This is a genomic window from Streptomyces antnestii (assembly GCF_004005495.1).
Lineage (GTDB): Bacteria > Actinomycetota > Actinomycetes > Streptomycetales > Streptomycetaceae > Streptomyces > Streptomyces antnestii.
The window spans coordinates 363,986-382,495 of the sequence record NZ_RZYA01000002.1 but is presented as its reverse complement, the minus strand read 5'-3'; the positions used below and the strand labels follow the sequence as shown (position 1 = coordinate 382,495).

At 70.2% G+C, this 18,510-nt stretch carries 17 protein-coding genes; 5 read left to right on the top strand and 12 right to left on the bottom strand.

Going from position 1 to position 18,510, the window contains the following annotated elements:
- Positions 1 to 34: 34 nt before the first annotated feature.
- Positions 35 to 541 carry a hypothetical protein gene (locus EOT10_RS06470; RefSeq protein WP_127827073.1) on the top strand — a complete coding sequence of 169 codons (507 nt, stop codon included), beginning with the start codon at positions 35 to 37 and terminating at the stop codon, positions 539 to 541.
- A 71-nt stretch (positions 542 to 612) separates the two neighbouring features.
- The gene (locus tag EOT10_RS06465; RefSeq protein WP_127827072.1) at positions 613 to 1,314 is read left to right on the top strand and encodes an alpha/beta fold hydrolase; all 702 of its coding nucleotides are present in this window, start codon (positions 613 to 615) and stop codon (positions 1,312 to 1,314) included.
- A 99-nt stretch (positions 1,315 to 1,413) separates the two neighbouring features.
- On the opposite strand, the gene EOT10_RS06460 is transcribed toward EOT10_RS06465, so the two are convergent.
- The 6 genes from EOT10_RS06460 to EOT10_RS06435 form a co-directional block, all read right to left on the bottom strand.
- Complete coding sequence (locus EOT10_RS06460; protein ID WP_127827342.1) at positions 1,414 to 2,628, bottom strand: amidohydrolase family protein; 1,215 nt, start codon at positions 2,626 to 2,628, stop codon at positions 1,414 to 1,416.
- A gap of 87 nt (positions 2,629 to 2,715) precedes the next feature.
- A complete protein-coding gene (locus EOT10_RS06455) occupies positions 2,716 to 3,717 on the bottom strand; it encodes an ABC transporter ATP-binding protein (RefSeq protein ID WP_127827071.1) in 1,002 nt (333 codons plus the stop codon).
- On the bottom strand, positions 3,717 to 4,727 hold the full coding sequence (locus tag EOT10_RS06450; protein ID WP_127827070.1) for an ABC transporter ATP-binding protein: 1,011 nt from the start codon (positions 4,725 to 4,727) through the stop codon (positions 3,717 to 3,719). Before EOT10_RS06450 ends, EOT10_RS06455 begins: the two co-directional genes overlap by 1 nt.
- Positions 4,727 to 5,728, bottom strand: a complete 1,002-nt coding sequence (locus EOT10_RS06445) for an ABC transporter permease (protein ID WP_127827069.1) — start codon at positions 5,726 to 5,728, stop codon at positions 4,727 to 4,729. The genes EOT10_RS06450 and EOT10_RS06445 overlap by 1 nt, the downstream gene beginning before the upstream one ends.
- Before the next feature lie 59 nt (positions 5,729 to 5,787).
- Positions 5,788 to 7,506 carry an ABC transporter substrate-binding protein gene (locus EOT10_RS06440; protein WP_127827068.1) on the bottom strand — a complete coding sequence of 573 codons (1,719 nt, stop codon included), beginning with the start codon at positions 7,504 to 7,506 and terminating at the stop codon, positions 5,788 to 5,790.
- Positions 7,507 to 7,621: 115 nt separating this feature from the next.
- Positions 7,622 to 8,611, bottom strand: coding sequence for an ABC transporter permease (locus EOT10_RS06435; RefSeq protein ID WP_223280832.1), 990 nt, complete (start codon positions 8,609 to 8,611; stop codon positions 7,622 to 7,624).
- A gap of 376 nt (positions 8,612 to 8,987) precedes the next feature.
- Between EOT10_RS06435 and EOT10_RS06430 the strand changes: the two genes are divergently transcribed.
- Positions 8,988 to 10,454: a chlorohydrolase family protein gene (locus EOT10_RS06430; RefSeq protein ID WP_127827067.1), complete on the top strand. Its 1,467-nt coding sequence runs from the start codon at positions 8,988 to 8,990 to the stop codon at positions 10,452 to 10,454.
- A 178-nt stretch (positions 10,455 to 10,632) separates the two neighbouring features.
- Here the strand turns inward: EOT10_RS06430 and EOT10_RS06425 are convergent, their stop codons facing one another.
- From EOT10_RS06425 to EOT10_RS06405, 5 genes are all read right to left on the bottom strand, one after another.
- Entirely contained in the window at positions 10,633 to 11,400 is a 768-nt protein-coding gene (locus EOT10_RS06425; protein WP_127827340.1) for an ABC transporter ATP-binding protein, read from the bottom strand.
- A gap of 88 nt (positions 11,401 to 11,488) precedes the next feature.
- Positions 11,489 to 12,529: a taurine ABC transporter substrate-binding protein gene (locus EOT10_RS06420; RefSeq protein ID WP_127827066.1), complete on the bottom strand. Its 1,041-nt coding sequence runs from the start codon at positions 12,527 to 12,529 to the stop codon at positions 11,489 to 11,491.
- A 52-nt stretch (positions 12,530 to 12,581) separates the two neighbouring features.
- Positions 12,582 to 13,454 (bottom strand): ABC transporter permease, encoded by an 873-nt coding sequence (locus EOT10_RS06415; RefSeq protein ID WP_127827065.1) that lies wholly within the window; start codon positions 13,452 to 13,454, stop codon positions 12,582 to 12,584.
- Entirely contained in the window at positions 13,451 to 14,560 is a 1,110-nt protein-coding gene (locus tag EOT10_RS06410) for an LLM class flavin-dependent oxidoreductase (RefSeq protein WP_127827064.1), read from the bottom strand. The genes EOT10_RS06415 and EOT10_RS06410 overlap by 4 nt, the downstream gene beginning before the upstream one ends.
- 379 nt (positions 14,561 to 14,939) lie before the next feature.
- Positions 14,940 to 15,959 carry a GlxA family transcriptional regulator gene (locus EOT10_RS06405; protein WP_127827063.1) on the bottom strand — a complete coding sequence of 340 codons (1,020 nt, stop codon included), beginning with the start codon at positions 15,957 to 15,959 and terminating at the stop codon, positions 14,940 to 14,942.
- A 69-nt stretch (positions 15,960 to 16,028) separates the two neighbouring features.
- Here EOT10_RS06405 and EOT10_RS06400 point away from each other — a divergent pair, with 69 nt between their 5' ends.
- Positions 16,029 to 17,024 (top strand): NADP-dependent oxidoreductase, encoded by a 996-nt coding sequence (locus EOT10_RS06400; protein ID WP_127827062.1) that lies wholly within the window; start codon positions 16,029 to 16,031, stop codon positions 17,022 to 17,024.
- A gap of 94 nt (positions 17,025 to 17,118) precedes the next feature.
- On the opposite strand, the gene EOT10_RS06395 is transcribed toward EOT10_RS06400, so the two are convergent.
- Positions 17,119 to 17,922, bottom strand: a complete 804-nt coding sequence (locus EOT10_RS06395) for a VOC family protein (protein ID WP_127827061.1) — start codon at positions 17,920 to 17,922, stop codon at positions 17,119 to 17,121.
- A gap of 213 nt (positions 17,923 to 18,135) precedes the next feature.
- On the opposite strand from EOT10_RS06395, the gene EOT10_RS06390 reads away from it, so the two are divergent.
- Positions 18,136 to 18,486 (top strand): hypothetical protein, encoded by a 351-nt coding sequence (locus EOT10_RS06390; RefSeq protein WP_127827060.1) that lies wholly within the window; start codon positions 18,136 to 18,138, stop codon positions 18,484 to 18,486.
- Positions 18,487 to 18,510 lie beyond the last annotated feature (24 nt).

Sequence of the window (18,510 nt, the reverse complement as noted above, 5' to 3'; positions counted from 1 at the left end):
GTCATCCCACCCGCAACACCTCAGGGGGGACAACATGGCCAACAACCCGTACACGACGCCGCCCGCGCCGCGCCCGCCGGACACCCGCCCGCTTCACAAGCGGAAGCGAATATGGCTCGGCGGCTCGGGCCTGCTTCTCACCGGTGCGCTTCTCGTGGGCGCCGGGAACAGCGAGCAGCCGCAGCCCGTCGCCGCTCGCGCCAAGCCCGCGACGACGGTCACCGCCACCGTGACGACCACACCCGAACCCGGACCGACCGTCACCGAGACGGTCAGGGCGAAGCCCAAGCCCCGCCCCACGGTCACCGTCACGAGGACCGCCCACGCCGCCGCCGCGAACGGCACCAGCGGCAGCACGGGGAGCGGAAGCGGAAGCCAGGACTCGTCCGGCACGTGCTCGATCGTCTCCAACGCCGGCAACTGCTACTCGGCGGGCCAGTTCTGCCGCAACAGCGACCATGGGGCCGTGACCACCACGCAGAGCGGCACGGCCATCAAGTGCGCGTACAGCTCCAACGCCTGGCGCTGGACCTACGCCTGACAGAGCGACAGGACATTCTGCCGCGGGCCGAGCCGTACCCGCCCACGTCGGCAAGGGGACAGGATGGTCACGTGCGCCCTGTCTTCGTTCTCGTACACAGTCCGTCCGTCGGACCCTCGACCTGGCATCCCGTCGCCGAGCACCTCACTGCGGCGGGGTACCAGGTACGGGTGCCATCGCTGCTCCACATCGGCAGCGGTGACCCGCCCTTCTGGCCCCGCGTCGCCGACGCCGTCCACGAAGACCTGCGACAGGTCCCCGTCGACAGCCCGGTCACCTTGGTGGCACACAGCAACGCGGGCTTGTTCCTGCCGGCGATCCGCTCACGACTCGACCACCCGGTGGCCGCCTCGGTCTTCGTCGACGCCCCGCTACCGGCCCGGTTCGGCCCAACTCCCGTGGCCACACCGGAGTTTCTGGACTTCCTCGGCCCGATGGCGGTGAACGGCCGACTCCCTCGCTGGACCGACTGGTGGGCCGAGGAAGACATCGCCCCCATGTTCTCCGACTCCAACCCGGCGCAACGGCAGAAGATCATCGAGGAACAGCCCACGCTCCCGCTCTCCTACTACGAGCAGCACATCCCCGTCCCCGAGGGCTGGGACGACCACCCATGCTCGTACCTACTGTTCGGCCCTCCGTACGACGCCATGGCCACCGAGGCACGCACACGCGGCTGGCAGGTGGCCCACCTACCCGGCGAACACCTCCACCAGATCATCGCCCCGGCAGCCACGACGAAACACCTCGTCACGCTCGCCGCAACGCCTTGAATCAGTTCAACGTGGGTCTACGGCAGGACACCGACCCGCACATGTGGCGCGCTTCCCCCTGACCGGTCGAGGGGAAGCGCGCCGTCGGTGTCTCGCGGATCAGCCGTGGATCAGAGCCAGTTGGTCCGCGACCACGACTCCGTCGTGCAGGACCGTGCGGTCCGTGCCGCGGTCCATCACGGCGCTCGTCGGGGTCTCGCCGTCGACCAGGAGCAGGTCGGCTCGGTCGCCGACGGCCAGGCCGGGGCGGTCCGTGACGCCGGCGAGGCGCGGGACGTCATGGCTCATGATCGACGCGCCACCCATGGTCGCGACGGCGAGGGACATCTCGACATGGTCGTCACGACGGAAGTTGTTCGTGAAGGCCAGCTGCCAGGTGCGGTCGAGCATGTCGCAGTTGCCGTACGGGCTCCAGTAGTCGCGCTGGCCGTCCTCGCCGAGGCCCACGCGGACGCCCGCCTCCGTGAGGTCCACGAGGGAGAGCTGTCCGCGCAACGACGGTGCCACCGTGGCCATCGCGATGTCGAGCTCGGCGAACTCGTCGATGATGCGGCGGCTCACGGACTCGGAGACCGAGCCGAGCTCGTAGGCGTGGGACATGGTGACCTTGCCCTGCATGCCGAGCGCCCGGGTGCGCTCAAGGATCAGGTCGGTGGAGAAGACGCCGAGGTGGCCGGGCTCGTGCAGGTGGATGTCCACCTCGACCTGGTACTTCTCGGCAAGCCCGAACACGACGTCCAGGTGTCCCTTGGGGTCCTTGTCGAGGGTGCACGGGTCGATGCCGCCCATGACCTCGGCGCCCGCCTTGAGCGAGGCCTCCAGGTAGTCGACGGTGCCCTTCTCGCGAAGGATGCCCGCCTGCGGGAACGTCATGATCTGGACGTCGGCCTGCCCGGCGAACTTCTCCTTCGCGGCCACCACCGCGTCGAACTTCTCGAGCTTGCAGTCCACGTCGACCTGGGCGTAGGACCGCACCCGCGTGGTGCCGCGGGCGATCATCCGCTCCAGCGTGCCGGCCACGCGCTCCACGAGCGGGACCTCCGCCGAGCGCCAGTTCTCCCGGTCGTTCATCGTCATCGTCCACACGCCCGGGCCGCCGGTGTGGGGCCGGAACGGCAGGCCGATCCTGGTGGAGTCCAGGTGTACGTGCACGTCGCTGAACGAGGGCAGCAGCAGCCGGCCGCGGCCTTCGACCACCTCGCCGGCCGGCGCGGCCGCCGCCGGATCGTGCGGGCGGATCGCCGCGATGCGGTCACCGGACAGGACGACGTCGCTGCGCTCGCCACCCCACGGACGGACGTCACGGATCAACACTGCTGTCACCTTTCTGTTGTGCGGTTGTGCGGTTGTGCGACTGAGCGGTTAAGCGGTTGTGCGGTACGGCTCGGTGCGGAGAGGGAGTCAGCGGAGCGTCGCCGCCAGTGCCTCCGCCGCGATGTCGACATGGTGGCAGGCCACGTCACCGCTCGGCACGCTCTCCGTGCAGCGCTGCCTGCGCTCCGGGTCCAGGCCCGGCTGCACGGGGCAGCGGGACTGGAAGACGCAGCCGCGCGGCGGGTCGGCCGGGCTGGGCAGATCGCCCTTCAGCCGGATCCGCCCGCTGCGGTCCGCCGCCGGATCGGGCTGCGGGACGGCGGACAACAGGGCCCGGGTGTAGGGGTGTTCGGGAGCGCCGAAGACCCCGTCGGTGTCCCCGTATTCCATGATCTTGCCGAGGTACATCACGGCGATGCGGTCGGCGAAGTGCTGGACCACGGACAGGTCGTGGGCGATGAAGAGGTACGCCACCCCGGTGTCCCGCTGGATGTCCTCGAGGAGGTTGATCACCTGCGCCTGCACGGAGACGTCCAGCGCGGACACGGGTTCGTCGCAGATGATCAGCTGCGGGTCCAGGGCGAGCGCGCGGGCGATGCCGACGCGCTGCTTCTGGCCGCCGGAGAACTCGTGGGGGAAGCGGTTGTAGTGGTCGGGGCGCAGGCCCACGCGGTCCATGAGGTCCCGCACCCTGGCCTTCACGCCGCCGGGCGGCGTGATGCCCTGGGCCAGCAGGGGTGCGGCGATCGCACTGCCCACGGACTGGCGGGGGTTGAGGGAGGACGACGGGTTCTGGAACACCATCTGGACCCGGCGCCGGTACTCCTGAAGTTCCGAACGCTTCAGTTCGGCGATTTCCCGGCCGTCGAGCTTGATGCTGCCCGAGGTGGGTTCGAGGAGCCGCATGAGCAGGCGGCCCGTGGTCGACTTGCCGCAGCCGGACTCGCCCACCAGGCCGAGGGTCTGGCCGGCCTCGACCGAGAAGCTGACGCCGTCGACGGCTTTGATCGCGCCACTGGCGCGCTGCAGTCCGCGGGAGCGGACGGGGAAGTGTTTGGTCAGGTCGGTGACCTGCAGCAGGGGCGTCATCAGGCCACCTCTCGGGTCGGTTGCAGGGTCTCGAGGTGGCACCGCGACGGGTGTCCGTCGACGCCGGTCAGCGTCGGGCGGTGCGTGGCGCAGGCGCCGTCCGGGACCAGGTGCGTCTTCGGGCAGCGGTCCGCGAAGAGGCAGCCGTCGGGCAGGGCCAGGAGCGACGGCGGGAAGCCCGGGATCGGGCTGAGCCGTTCGGACCGCCTGGCCAGTGACGGCATGGAGGCCAGCAGGCCCTGGGTGTAGGGGTGGCGCGGGTCGTCGAACAGGTTGGCCACGGTCGCCTGCTCCACGCACACACCGCCGTACATCACCACGACCTGGTGGCAGACCTCGGCGACGACGCCGAGGTCGTGTGTCACGAGGATCACGGAGGTCCCGGTCTCCTCCTGCAGTTCGTTGAGCAGGTCGAGGATCTGGGCCTGGACGGTGACGTCGAGTGCGGTGGTGGGCTCGTCGGCGATCAGGAGCTCGGGTTCGCAGACGAGCGCCATGGCGATCATCGCGCGCTGGCGCATGCCGCCGGAGAACTCGTGCGGGTACGCCGCGTACCGCCGCTTCGGGTCGGGGATCCCGACGCGGCCGAGCATGTCGACGGCGACCTGTGCGGCGGCCTTCTTCGACACGTTGTTGTGCACCCGGTACGCCTCGGCGATCTGGGCGCCGACCGGGTAGAAGGGGTGCATCGCCGACAGCGGGTCCTGGAAGATCATCGCGATCTTCTTGCCCCGGTAGGCGCGCATCTGGGTCTCGGTGAGCGTGTTGAGGTCCTGCCCGTCGAGCAGGATCTCTCCGGTGACGGAGGCCGTGGTGTCCTTGAGCAGGCCCATGAGCGCCTGGCTCGTGACGGTCTTGCCGGAGCCGGACTCGCCGACGATTCCGACGGTTTCCCCGCGCGCCAGGGTCAGGTCCATCCCGTTGACGGCGTGCACGACGCCGTCGTCGGTCGGGAAGCTCACCCGCAGATCGCGGATGGCCAGCATGGGAGCGTCTTCGGGCGTGGTCATCAGGCGACCCTCACTCGCGGGTCGATCACCGCGTAGGCGATGTCGACCAGGACGTTGGCGACAATGATGAAGAACGCGGCCATCATCGTGATGGCCATCGTGACCGGCAGGTCACCGGACTGCGCGGCGTGCACGGCGGTGAAGCCGACGCCCGGCACGGAGAAGATCGTCTCGGTGAGTACGGCGCCGCCGAGGAGGCTGCCGATGTCGAGGCCGAGCATGGTGACCACCGGGGTGAGGCCGGCGCGTGCTCCGTGCCTGAACACGATGCTGCGCCGGGACAGGCCCTTCGAGCGGGCGGTCCGCATGAAGTCCTCGCCGAGGGTCTCCAGCATGTTGCTTCGCGTGACGCGGATGTACTGCGCGCTGAACAGCACGGCCAACGCGACCCACGGCAACAGGTAGTTGAGGAACCAGCCGCCGGGGCCCGCGGCCCCGAACGGTGAGGCGATCTCGTTGGTGGTGAACGGCAGCAGGTCGAGCGTGCTGACGAACAGGAGCAGCAGCAACAGGCCGGTCACCGGGATGGGGAGGGACACGCCCACCGAGGCACCGCCGACGATGAGCTTGTCGGTGAACCTGCCCTTGCGCAGGGCCGCGAGGAGGCCGAGGCCGACGCCGGCGACGGTCCACAGGACGACGGCGCCGCAGGCCACCGACAGCGTGTAGGGCAGGGCCCTCGCGATGATGGTGGTGACGTCCTCGTTCGTCTGGAACGACTTGCCGAGGCACGGCCATGAGCACAGGGCCTGGGACCCTGGCGCGCCCACCATGTGGCTGCTGAAGAGCCCGGACATATAGGTGAAGTACTGGGTGAGGAACGGCTTGTCCATCCCGAGCGCGACCCGGGCCTCGGCGATGCGCTGCGGGGTGCACTCCTGTCCGCAGGCTGCCGCGGCCGGGTCCGCAGGACCGAGCTGGAACAAGGTGAACGTCACGAAGCTGATGACAAACAGGAGCACGATCATCGCGACGAAGCGCCGCATCAGGAAACTGGTCATGGCTGCGACCACCCTGCTCGGGATGAACTCACCGTTCTACCTCTCTTGTGCCGCGAGCGTCAGTGCTCGGCGCCGACGGTCGACAGGTCGATGGCGCCGAAGAAGTAACCCATCTGGGCGTTACGCACCTTGGAGCCGACGACGCTGCTGGTGTAGCTGCGGACCAGCGGGACCAGCGGGTAGTCCTGCATGGCCTGGTCGTAGAGGGTGGCCCACTTCTTGCCCAGCTCCTCGCTGGTGCCGTTGGTGCCGCGCAGCTCGTACATGGCCTTGGCGATCTTCGCGTCGTGGTAGCGCGGGATGTTGGAGAACCCGTAGGTCTTGCCGTCGAGGCTCGGGCCCACGTTCGGGTCGATGGTGGTGCGCACGGAACCGCTGTCCGCGCCGCCGCACCAGCCGCTGCGGGCGATGTCCGGCATCTGGTCACCGGCGAGCACGGTGTAGTAGTTGGCGGCCGGGATCGGGCGGAGCTGGAGGTCGATGCCGAGCTGCTTGAGGTTCTGCTGCAGCACGGTGCCGACATTCTTGTACCGGGCGTTGGTGTCGGCGTAGCCGTAGACCAGCTTCTTGGGGACGTTCTTGCCCTTGATGAGCTTCTTGGCCTCGTCGAGCTTCGGCTTGCCCGCCGGGTCCAGGTCCGTGTGCTGCGGGACGTAGCCGACCTGGGCCGGGTTGATGTACGACTGGGCGATCTTGCCGAAGCGGGCGCCGCCGTACTGCACCTGGACGGCGGCGCGGTCGATGGCGAGTGCCATCGCCTTGCGCACGTCCTTGTCCTTGATGGTCTCGGTGTTGAGATTCAGCACGTCGGTGCAGCCGAGCAGGCCGGCGGCGGTGCGCTTCTTGACCTTCGGGTCGTTGAGCTTGGCCGCGTCCGACGCCTGGAGGCCGCCGTTGCTGTCCAGCGTGATCGCCGTCGGGTCGGAGTTCGCGAGGAGCTGCTGGCTGATGGTGGCCTGGGCGGTGGACAGGCTGAAGGTGAACGTGTCCGGCAGGGCGGACCGGTTGGGGTCGGTGGCCGGGTCCCAGTTGCTGTTGCGGACCAGCTTCATCGAGCGCCCGCGGTCGTACGACTTGATCTTGTACGGGCCGGAGGACAGCGGGTGGTTGGTGTAGTCGAGCTTGGTGTCCTTGGCCTTCGGCACCGGCGCCGTGTTGGACCGGGAGACCAGGGCGGGGAACTCGGCGTACGGCTGCTTCAGGTGGAAGACGACCGTCTGGTCGTCCGGGGTGTCTATCCCCTTGAAGTCGCCGCCGTGGTACGGGCCCTTGTAACTGTCGTCCGCCAGCGCGGAGTCGAGCTCCTGCGGTGCCTGGGTGTAGACGTCGCGGGCGTAGGTGCGCTCGACGCCGTACTTGATGTCCTTGCTGGTGATCGGCGAGCCGTCCTCGAACTTGAGCCCCTTCTTAAGGGTGTAGGTCCAGGTGAGACCGTCCTTGGAGGCCTTGCCGAGGTCGGTGGCGAGGTCGGGGACCATCTTGGGCGGCTGCCCCGCGGTCTCCTTGGCCATGACGAGCGTGCGGTAGTACAGCTGACCGACATTGGCCGTCTGCACGTAGTTGCTGTTGCCGGGGTCGAGGGTCTGGAAGTCGGAGGACATCAGGACGTTGATGTTGCCGCCCTTGGTGGTGAAACCCTTCCCGACCGTGACCGGCGCGTAGGCGTCGGCGTTGGCGCCCTGCTTGTCTCCGGGGGTGGGCTTGGCGCCGCCACAGGCGGTGAGGGCCAGCCCTGCGGTCGCCGTCAGGGCGATCGCCGCGATGGTGCTTCGATTCACTGCTACTCCTTGCGGACGGAAAGGTGTGGCGCGTCAGAGAGGTGGAACAGACGGTGAAACAGGGGGTGGAACAGAGGGTGGGTCACGGGTGGACCGTGGACGCGCCGCGAGTGGATCAGTTGCGGGAGGACTTGGGGTCCAGGGCGTCGCGTACGGCGTCGCCAAGGAGGTTGAAGGCGAGCACGGTGATCACCAGCGCGCCGGCCGGGACGGCCAGGAACCACGGGTCGGACAGGTACCAGTTCCCGGACTGGGCCGCGTTGAGCATCTGGCCCCAGGAGGGTGTGGGGTCCTTGACGCCGACGCCGAGGAACGAGAGGGCCGCCTCGGCGGTGATGTTGGTGGGGATCATCATGGTGGCGTAGACCAGCACGACCCCCATGACGTTCGGGATGATCTGCCGGAAGATGATGCTGCGGTGGGAGGCGCCGTAGGCCTGCGCGGCCTCGACGAACTCCTGCTGCCGGATCGAGAGGACCTGGCCGCGCACGACCCGCGCCAGATAGGCCCAGCCGAAGAACCCGAGGATGATCACCAGCGAGGCGATCGGCACGAGGCTGCCCGAGTCGAGCGCGGTGCCGTGGAGCCGGGACTGCAGGATCGGGGTCAGCGAGAGCACCAGGAGCAGGTGCGGGAAGGCCAGGAACAGGTCCATGACCCGGCTGATCACCATGTCGACCTTGCCGCCGAAGTAGCCGGCGGCCGCGCCGAGCACCGTACCGAGGACGACCGACACCACCGTGGACAGCAGCGCGATGGTCAGGGAGATCCTGGCGCCGTAGGCCATGCGCGCGAAGATGTCGCGGCCGAGCCCCGGTTCGAGACCGAGCCAGTGCTCGCCGGACGGGAAGCGGTAGTACGAGAGCGGCAGGCCCGGGGTGGTGAAGTCGTCCAGGAAGTCAGGGCCGGTACGGGAGGTGAACGGGTCGGAGCCCTCGATGTGTACGAGCACCGGGGCCAGGACGGCGGACAGGACCATCAAGGTCACCACGGCGAGCGCGGCGACGGCGATCCGGCTGCGCCGGATCCGGAGCCAGGCCGTGCCGAGCAGCGACCGCGCGGTGGCGATCTCCGCCGAGGGCCTGAGCTCGGTGGGTGTGGCCACGGGCTCCGGTGAAGGCAGGGTGGCCACCTGCCCGTCGGGGGGCTGCGGCGCGTCGGCGCGGGGCGTCCGACTCGGCGGCTCATGCGGATCCGGCACGTCGATCCTTCGGTGCTCGGGGGTGTGGGTGGCCGGAACGGTATACCAAGCATCCGGGTTTCCACCAGGGTCTTTTTCGATCCGCGACCGACTCGTTGCGTGCCCCGAGCGCACCCCGCAACAGCCCTTACGTCCCTTCTCACGGACGGGATATGGTCACGCACAGCAAGGCGCGTACCGACGCCGGCGGCGTGTTCCGATCGTGCGGGACGACCACCCACCACCCGGTCATCGGCGAGCGCTACGCCCACGTGGTGTACCAAATCCGAGAGGGAGACCGATGAAGACCTTGGTGACCGCGTCCTGGGTGATCGCCCACGACGGACGCTCACACGTGGAGATCCCCGACGGCGCCGTGCTGATCGAGGGAGACACCGTCCTCGCCGTGGGCGAGCGCACGGAACTCGACCGGCACCCGGCCGGCGAGCGCATCGACCTCGGCGACGCGGTGATCACCCCCGGCCTCATCGACCTCGACGCCCTCACCGACATCGACCACCTGATCCTGGACTCCTGGGGCTCCCCCGAGCTGTCCACCGGCTTCACCTGGTCGAGCGAATACTTCGACGCGCCCCGCGCGGTGTTCGACGCGGCGGAGCGTCGCACGGTGCGCGAGTACGCGCTCACCCAGCTCGCCCTGCACGGCATCACCAGCTACATGCCGATCGCGTCCGAGGTGCACAGCGACTGGGCCGAGACCTACGAGGACTTCGTGGCGATGGCCGAGGTGTCGTCGCGGCTCGGGCTGCGCTCGTTCCTCGGCCCCTCGTTCCGCTCCGGCGTCAACGTGATCGGCACCGACGGCAAGCGCACCGTGCGCTTCGACGAGGAGGCGGGCCGGCGCGGCCTCGCCGACGCGCTGCGCTTCCTGGACCACACCGAGCTGCTCGACGACCCGCTGGTGACGGGAGTCCTGCTCCCCTGCCGCATCGAGACACTCACCCCCGACCTGCTCCGCGACGTCGCCGAGGCCGCCGGCCGGCGGGGCGCGCTGATACGCCTGCACGCCCTGCAGGGTGTGTCCGAGCGGGAGTTCATCCAGCGGACCTACGGGCGCACCCCGCTCCAACTCATCGCCGAATCAGGCCTGTTGTCCGACCGGCTGATCGTCCCGCACGGTGTCGTGCTCGACGTGCATCCCGAGATCCTCGGCACCGACACGGGGGATGTCGCCGTGCTGGCGGACGCCGGTGTCTCGATCGTGCACTGCCCGCTCACCAACGCCCGGTACGCCCACAACCTGCACACCTTCGGCGGCTACCGGGCGCAGGGCGTGAACCTGTGCCTCGGTACGGACTCCTTCCCACCCGACCTGATCCGGGGCATCGACGTCGGCACCCAGATCGCCAAGCTCCAGGCCGGTGACCTCGGGCAGGGCCACCTCGCCGGTTACTTCGACGCCCTGTGGACCGGCGGCGCGACCGCCCTGCACCGCCCGGACCTCGGCCGTCTCGCGCCGGGAGCGGCAGCCGACCTCGCGGCGTTCGCCCTGGACGACTTTCGCATGGGCGTGACCGAGGACCCGCTGCGCACCCTGGTCCTCAACGGCACCGCCCGCGACGCGGTCCTCACCATGGTCGCCGGCAAGGTGGTCATGCGCGACGGCGCGATCCCCGGCGTCGACCTCCCCGCGCTGCGGCGAGCCGGCCAGCGGCTGTTCGACCAGATGCGCGCGGCATACCCGGAGCGCGACCACCGCCGGCGCCCGGTGGACGAACTCTTCCCTCCGGTGTTCCCGCGCGGTTAGCACCACGCCGGTACACGCACCCGACGGACGACGTCACCGCTGCGGCCGAAGGGCGCGCAAGTGACTGGGCGCGGAGCCGACTTGCACGTCCTGCACGCCGTGCCCGGCGCCGGCTGAGCCTTGAGGACGTGGACACGACGGCCGGCTGACCGGTTCGCCTGCCGACCGGCCCGTGTCCTCAGGCCGCCACCACCCTCCGCGTCGCCGCCGCCAGTTCGGCGCGCAGTGCGGCGAAGCAGGGGTCTCCGCGGAGGGCGGCGACGTCCGTCGTCGGCTCGCGTGGGAGCGGGACGCTCACCTCGTCGATCACCCGGCCGGGACCCGCCGCCATGACCAGGACGCGGGATCCGAGCAGTACGGCCTCCTCGGCGGAGTGGGTGACGAACAGGACGGTGGTCCCCGTGATCGCCGCGAGGGTCCTGACCTCCTCCTGGAGGCGTTCGCGGGTGAGTGCGTCCAGCGCGGCGAACGGCTCGTCCATCAGCAGCACCTGCGGTTCGGTGGCCAGGGCGCGGGCGATGGCCACCCGCTGCTGCTGTCCGCCGGACAGTTCCCAGGTGCGTCGCCCTGCCATGCCGGGCAGGCCGACCAGGGACAGCAACTCCTCTACCCGGGAGGTCCGTTGGGCGCGCGGGGTTCCGTTGCGCGCGAGGGCGAAGGCGAGGTTGCCGCCCACCGTGCGCCACGGGAACAGGCGTGGCTGCTGGAAGACGACCCCGACCTTGCGCCGCACCTCCACGCTTCCCGTGGCCGGTCGCTCGAAGCCGGCCACCAGTCGCAGCAGTGTCGTCTTGCCGCAGCCCGACGGCCCGACCAGCACCACGAACTCACCGCGTTCCACGGTCAGGGACACGTCGGCGACGGCGGTCACCGGCGCCTTGGCCGTGCCGTACCGAACACTGACGTCCGTCAGCTCGATGTCGGCGTCCGCAATCTTCTTACGCAGCGCCTCACTTTCCTGGCGCGCGGCCTCACTTTCCTTGTGCGCCGCCTCGCTTTCCTTGCGCGCGGCGTCACCTTCCTTGCGCGCGGCCTCACTTGGCGACACGGGACAGCTCCTTCACCGCGAGGGCCTTCTCGAACACCGACCGGTCCGGCACCGCGTCGACGGCCTTCTGCGTCTTGAGGAAGACCGCCGCGTCCCGCAGGTTCTTCGCGAGCGCGCCGGGGGCGCCGGGCTTGCCCAGGTAGTCGGCGCCCTGCTGTTCCTCGGCCGTGAGCAGGACGAGCTGGGCGAGTTGCTTGCGGGCGTCGGCGGGGCTCACGTTCAGTTCGGCGCCGATGGCCTCGGCCGCCTTCGCGGGATCGCTCTTGGCCAGCTCGACGGCCCGGTTCTCCGCCGTGAGCCAGGCATCGACGATCTTCGGGTGCTTGGCCGCGAAGGCGTTCGTGACCACGCCCAGGTCGGCCGTGGGCTTGCCCTGTTCGGCGATCTGCCGGCTGGTCACGAGCACCTTGCCGCCCTTGGCCGCGAGCTCGGTGAGTGTGGGCGTCCACACGTACGCGGCGTCGATGTCGCCGCGCTGCCACGCGGCGAGCGCGTCCTGCGGCTGGAGGTCGACGAGGGTCACGTCGGACTCCTTGAGCCCGGCCGCCTGCAGTGCCGCGAGCAGCGAGTAGTGGGACGTGGATCCGAAGGGTGTCGCGATCTTCCGGCCCTTGAGCGCCTTGACCGACGTGATGCCCTTCCGGGCGACGAGCGCCTCGTTCTCGCCGATCAGGTCGTGGATCCAGAGCACCTTGTACGGGATGTTCAGGGGCGCCGAGAGTCCCTTCGTGACGGGGCTCGATCCGGCCAGGCCGAGGTCCACCGACCCGGCGATCACCGCCGTGTTGACGTCGGCGCCCGAGTCGAACTTCACCCACTTCACATCGGCGTCCGGGAGCGCCTTCTCCAGCAGTTTCCGGTTCTTCACCACGAGGTCGGCGTTGGGTATCGCCTGGTAGGCGATCCGGACCTGGGTCTTCCCACTCCCGGACGCGGCGTCGGCACCGCCGCCGCAGGCGGTCGCGGTGAGTGCGACGAGGGCGGTGGCGGAGGCGAGAAGGAGGGTGCGGCGGGTACGTCCGGGCATCAGAGATCGTTCCTTCGTAAAGGGATTACAGGGAAGGGCAGTTGGGGGGAACTCAGGCGCGGCCGCGCCACGGCACCGTGAGCCGCTCCGCGCCCTTGAACAGCGCGTCGAGGACGATTCCGGAGATGCCGATGGCGATGATCCCGGCGATGACGACGTCGGTCTGGTTGTAGCGCTGGGCGTCGCGGATCATGCCGCCGATGCCCGGTACGCCGTTGATCGTCTCGGCCGCGACGACGGACGTGTACGCGACGCCGACCGCGATGCGCACGCCGGTGAGGATCTCCGGGAGGGCGGCGGGCAGCCGCACGGCCAGGAGCAGGGACCCGGGCCCGGCGCCGAGTGCCCGGGCGGCCTCCACCAGGTCGCCCGGCACACCCCGGACCGCGGCGGCGGTGGCCGCGGCGATCGGCGGCAGTGCGGCGATGACGAGCAGCCAGATCTTCGGGGACTCGTCGATGCCGAACCAGATGACCAGCAGCGACAGATACGCGAGGGGCGGAAGCGTGCGCAGGAAGGTGACGGCGGGTTCCAGCACCACGGCGAGCGGTTTCAGTACGCCGATCAGCAGCCCGAGCGGGATGCCGACGAGCGCGGCGTAGCCGGTTCCGACGCCGATCCGGCGCAGGGAGACCGCCAGGTGTTCGACGAGGAGGTGGCCGCTGTAGCCACGTACACCGTCGTGGACGGTCGACGCCTGCACGAAGGCGTGCCACACGTCCGCGGGGGACGGGACGAGGACGCGGGGCCAGATCTCCGCCGTGACCACCGCCTGCCAGGCCGCGAGGAGCACGACGAGCGCGAGGAGGCGCAGCGCCGTCCAGCGCAGCGCCGTCGCGGCGGCCCAGGCACGCTTCCCGGCGACCTGGCCCGGCGCCGGGTCGGTCGCGGTCCGGCTCCGGTGGGCTTCCTTGACCAGGGTCATCCCGCGGCCTCCACGAGCGCGCGCAGCCGGGGCGCCACCTCTTCGCCGACGCGGTACGCCTCTTCGAGGTGGGGATAGCCGGACAGGAGGAACTCGTCGACACCGAGCTGCCGGTACTCGAAGAGCCGCTGGGCGACCTCGTCGTGCGAGCCGACGAGCGCGGTGCCGGCTCCCTCGCGGACGAGGCCGATGCCGGCCCAGAGGTTGGGCGCGACGGTCAGGTGTTCGGCCGATCCGCCGTGCAGGGCGGTCATGCGGGCCTGTCCGGTGGAGTCCATGCGTGCGAAGCGTTCCTGCGAGGCACGGACGGCATCGGGGTCGAATCCGGCGAGGATCCGGTCGGCCTCCGCCCACGCCTCGGCGGCCGTGTCGCGGGTGATGACGTGCAGCCGGAGACCGAAGCGCAGGGCGCGCCCGAGGCGGGCGGCCTTGGCCCGGACACGTTCGACGCGCTCGGCGACGGCGGTGGGCGGCTCGCCCCACAGCAGCTGCACCTCCGCGTGCCGGGCGGAGACGTCTTCGGCGGCCGGGGACGCGCCGCCGAAGTACAGCGGGATCCGTGACTCGAGGGCAGGGTCCTCCAAGCGGGCCCCCTCCACGCGCACATGCTTCCCGTCGAAGTCGACGGGCTTGCCGTCGAGCAACTCCCGGACGATGTGCATGAGTTCGCCGGTCCTGACGTAGCGCTCCTCCTTGGGGAGCTGGTCGCCGTACGCGCGCTGCTCGACCGGGTCCCCGCCGGTGACCACGTTCAGCGCGATGCGGTCGCCGAACAACCGGCGGAAGGTGTCGGCCTGTTGGGCGAGGAGCGTCGGCTGGGCGAGACCGGCACGGAAGGCGACGAGGAAGCCGATCCGCTCGGTGACGGCGGCCACGGCCGACGTCAGCACCCAGGGATCCACGCATCCCAGGCCGACGGGAGTCAGCAGCTTGGCGAACCCCGACTGCTCGGCGGCGCGGGCGACTTGGGCGAGATAGCCGAGGTCGGCGCCGCGCCGGGTCGCGGTCGCGGTGCGGCCCTGGACGGCGGTGACGGCGCCCGGGTCGCGGCCGTCGCCGCCGGTGGGCAGGAACCAGTGCAGTACGGGGGCAGGGCGTGAGGGCATGCGGGAAACACCTCTGGTGAGGGGGTGGACGCGGACACACCACCGCCGTGCGTGAGGGGCGGGGGCGCGCGTGATGACCCCGTCTCAGGGGTCACGAAGGACTGGAGGAAGGTGTGTCGTCAGCGGCGAGCGGGGTTGCGGGTGGTCAGCAACAGGCTGTACGACAGCAGGAATTCGCCCGACAGAGCATCCCCGAGACACGCAGCAGATCCACGTGGCGGCGGGAGACGAGGGCGGGGTTCATGGACGCATCCTGACGTGCACCTGGCGCCCACGACAAACGCGATCCGCCATGTGGACACCATTGTCTCACCGTGCGATATGAAGACACGCGCAACCGGCCTGGCCAGTACGCCCGCGACGGGCGCAACTGCCCCGGTCAGTACGCCTGTCTTGTCGACTGGAACGTGCGCCGGTATGCGAGCGGGGAGACCCCGATCGCGGCGTGCAGATGCTGCCGCAGCGACGCGGCCGTCGCGAAGCCCACCTCCCCGGCGATCCGGTCCACCGGCATGTCGCTGGATTCCAGCAGATGGCGGGCCCGGGCGACGCGCTGCTGGGTGAGCCAGCGCCCGGGGCTCATCCCGGCCTCGTCCCGGAACCGGCGGGCGAACGTCCGAAGACTCATCTGCGCGTGGTCCGCGAGGTCGGCCAGGGTCAGCGGCAGGTCGAGGTGGCCCAGCGCCCACTCCCGGGTGGCGGCCGTCCCGGCCGTGGACGCCTCGGGGACCGGCTGCTCGATGTACTGCGCCTGACCGCCCTCGCGCCAGGGCGGCACCACACACTGCCGCGCCACATGGTTGGCCATCTCAGCGCCGTGATCGCGGCGTACGACATGGAGGCAGACATCCACCCCGGCACCGGCGCCCGCCGAGGTGAGGATGTCGCCGTCGTCCACGAAGAGCACGTCCGGGTCCAGCTTGACCTGCGGGAACAGGCGCATGAACCTCTCGGCGAGAACCCAGTGCGTGGTGGCCCGGCGGCCGTCGAGCAGACCGGCCGCGGCGAGGACGAAGGCGCCGGTGCAGATGGACACGATGCGGGTGCCGGGCCGGATGCGTGCGAGCGCGTCGGCGAGGGGGCCGGTGAGCGCGGTGCTGTCGGACGGGTACTGCTCGACCGGCGGGATCACCACGGTGTCGGCCTCGGCCAGCACTTCGGGGCCGTGCTCGACGGTGATCCGGAAATCGGAGTCCGCGCGCACCGGGCCGCCGTCGACGCTGCACGTGCGGATCTCGTACCGGCCGTCCGCGGCGCCGAAGATCCGCTGCGGAATGCCCAGTTCGAACGGGTGCACCCCGTCAAGGGCCAGCACCACGACCCGGTGCACGGCACCCGGGTCACGGAGATCACGGAGATCATCGAGGTCACGGACATCGGTCGCCCCACTGCCACTCATGGCACGATTCTATCGAAGGGTGGCAGTCATGCCATTTTCTCCAGGGGTACGTGACGGCACGCTGGACTCATGAGCACTGCACAGAGCACCGCACCCACCTCCCCCGTCTCCCCCGTCTCCCCCGCCGCCACCATGCGCGCCGTCAGCCAGGACGTGCTCGGCGGCCCCGAGGTACTGAAGGAGGTCGTGCGCGAACGACCGGTCCCGGGCGTGAGCCAGATCCTGGTCAGGGTTCATGCCGCGGGCGTCAACCCGACCGACTGGAAGCACCGGGAGGCGGGCGTCTTCCTGGGGCAGCCTCCGTTCGTCCTGGGCTGGGACGTGTCCGGGGTCGTCGAGGCGACGGGCGTCGGCGTGACCCTGTTCAAGCCGGGCGACGAGGTGTTCGGCATGCTGCCCTACCCGCACGGGGCGGGCTCGCACGCCGAGTACGTCACCGCGCCCGCCCGCGCCTTCGCGCACAAGCCGTCCCAGGTGGACCACGTGCAGGCGGGCGCCGTCCCCCTGGCCGCGCTCACCGCCTGGCAGTCACTCGTCGACACCGCGCAGGTGCGGCCCGGACAGCGCGTCCTGATCCATGCGGCGGCCGGCGGCGTCGGTCACCTCGCCGTGCAGATCGCCAAGGCGCGGGGCGCGTACGTGATCGGTACGGCGAGCGCGGCCAAGCACGACTTCCTGCGCGGTCTGGGCGCCGACGAGCTGATCGACTACCGCACGACCGACTTCGCCGAGGCCGTCGGTGACCTGGACGTCGTCCTGGACACCATCGGCGGTGACTACCGCGGCCGGTCCCTGCGCACGCTGCGCCCGGGTGGCGTGCTGGTCTCGATCCTGCCGACGGGCACCTCGGAACTGGCGGAGGAGGCCGAGCGGCTCGGCGTGCGGGGCGTGGAGATGGCCGTGGAGTCCGATCACGCCGCCATGAACGCGATCGCCGGCCTGATCGCCACGGGCGAACTGCGCGCGACGATCGCCGGCGCCTTCCCGCTCGCCGAGGCCGCGAAGGCCCACGAGCTCGGCGAGACCGGCCGGACGACGGGCAAGCTGGTCCTCGTCGTGCGCTGATCCCGTCCGCTCGTCCGCCGACTCCTCAAGTCCGCCGGCACCTCAGCTCCGTCAGCTCCACCGGCACCTCAGCTCCGTCAATTCCTCGACTCCGTCAGCCCATGGTCGGGTCGCCCTTGATCAGGGCGAAGGTGGCGCCGAACGGGTCGTTCACCATCGCCATCCGCCCGACGCCGGGCACGTCCATGGGCGGGAAGAGAGTCGTGGCACCACGCGCGGTCGCCGCCGCGTACGTCGCGTCGCAGTCCTCGACTCCGAAGTACGGGTGCCACTCGGAGCCGGAGCCGGCATCGAGGTTGTCCTGCTGCAGCTGCATGATGCCGCCGTGGGACGCCTCGGCCACGTCCGACGCCGTGGCGGGCGCGACGACGGTGTACTCGGGGCCTCCCTCACCCGTCGGCATGCTCTGGTACTGCCAGGAGAACACCGTGCGGTAGAAGTCCTTGGCCGTGGCGTCGTCGGTGGTGTAAAGCTCGGTCCAGCACAGGGCGTTGGGCTGCATCACCACGTCGAGGCCCTTCGTGTCACCGGGCTGCCAGACCGCGAAATCCGCGCCGGTCGGATCAGTGAACGCGGCCATCCGTCCGGCGGTGAAGACGTCGCCGGGCGGGACGCGGACCCTTCCGCCGGACGCCTCCACCGCCTTGGCGACTCCGTCCGCGTCGGGCGTGTGGAAGTAGACCGTCCAGGACGGGGTGGCGCCCGGCTCGGTCAGCGGTCCGGCGGCCCCCACGGACTTGCCGTCGAGCTGGAAGAACCCGTACCCGCCCCCTTCAGGGCCGGCGGACTGGAACGTCCAGCCGAACACCCCGCCGTAGAATTCGGCGGCCGCGCCCACATCCGGAACACCGAGGTCGAGCCAGTTGGGCGCACCCGGCACATACGTCGTCGAAAGCATGATCAGGCCTTTCGTTCACTGACGATTCCCACTCAGACGCAGCATGGCAGCCCCCACTGACAATCGCCGCTCGGCGCAGCGTCTCCGCAGGTCACCCGGAGTGCCTCAGCGTGAGCGCCTTGACCGGGTGACGGCCGGCGGTGTCGGTTCCGGGGGACGACCGGGCCGCTCGACCCGCCCGCACCGCTCGGACAATCCCGGTAGCTTGCCCGTATGCCTTCTGCACTTGTTGTCGGTTACGCCCCGCAAGCGGCACCCGGCGTCGACGGGGACGCCCTTCGCGCGGCTCTCGACGAGGAGCTGACCCGGTTCGGTGAGCACGGCATCGATGCGGCCATGGCCCTCGTGGTGTTCGACGAGTCGGCCGAGTCCGTACTGGTCGCCGCACTGACCGAGCGTCCCTGGGACGTGGTGGTCGTGGGCGGCGGTATCCGCAAGACGGAACAGCTGCTCCCGCTCTTCGAGCAGATCGTGAACTTGATCCGACGCCACGCGCCCCAGGCCTCGATCGCGTTCAACACCAGTGGCGGCGACAGCGTCGAGGCAGCCCGGCGCTGGCTCTGAATTCCCGCCCTTTTCCCATCCGCA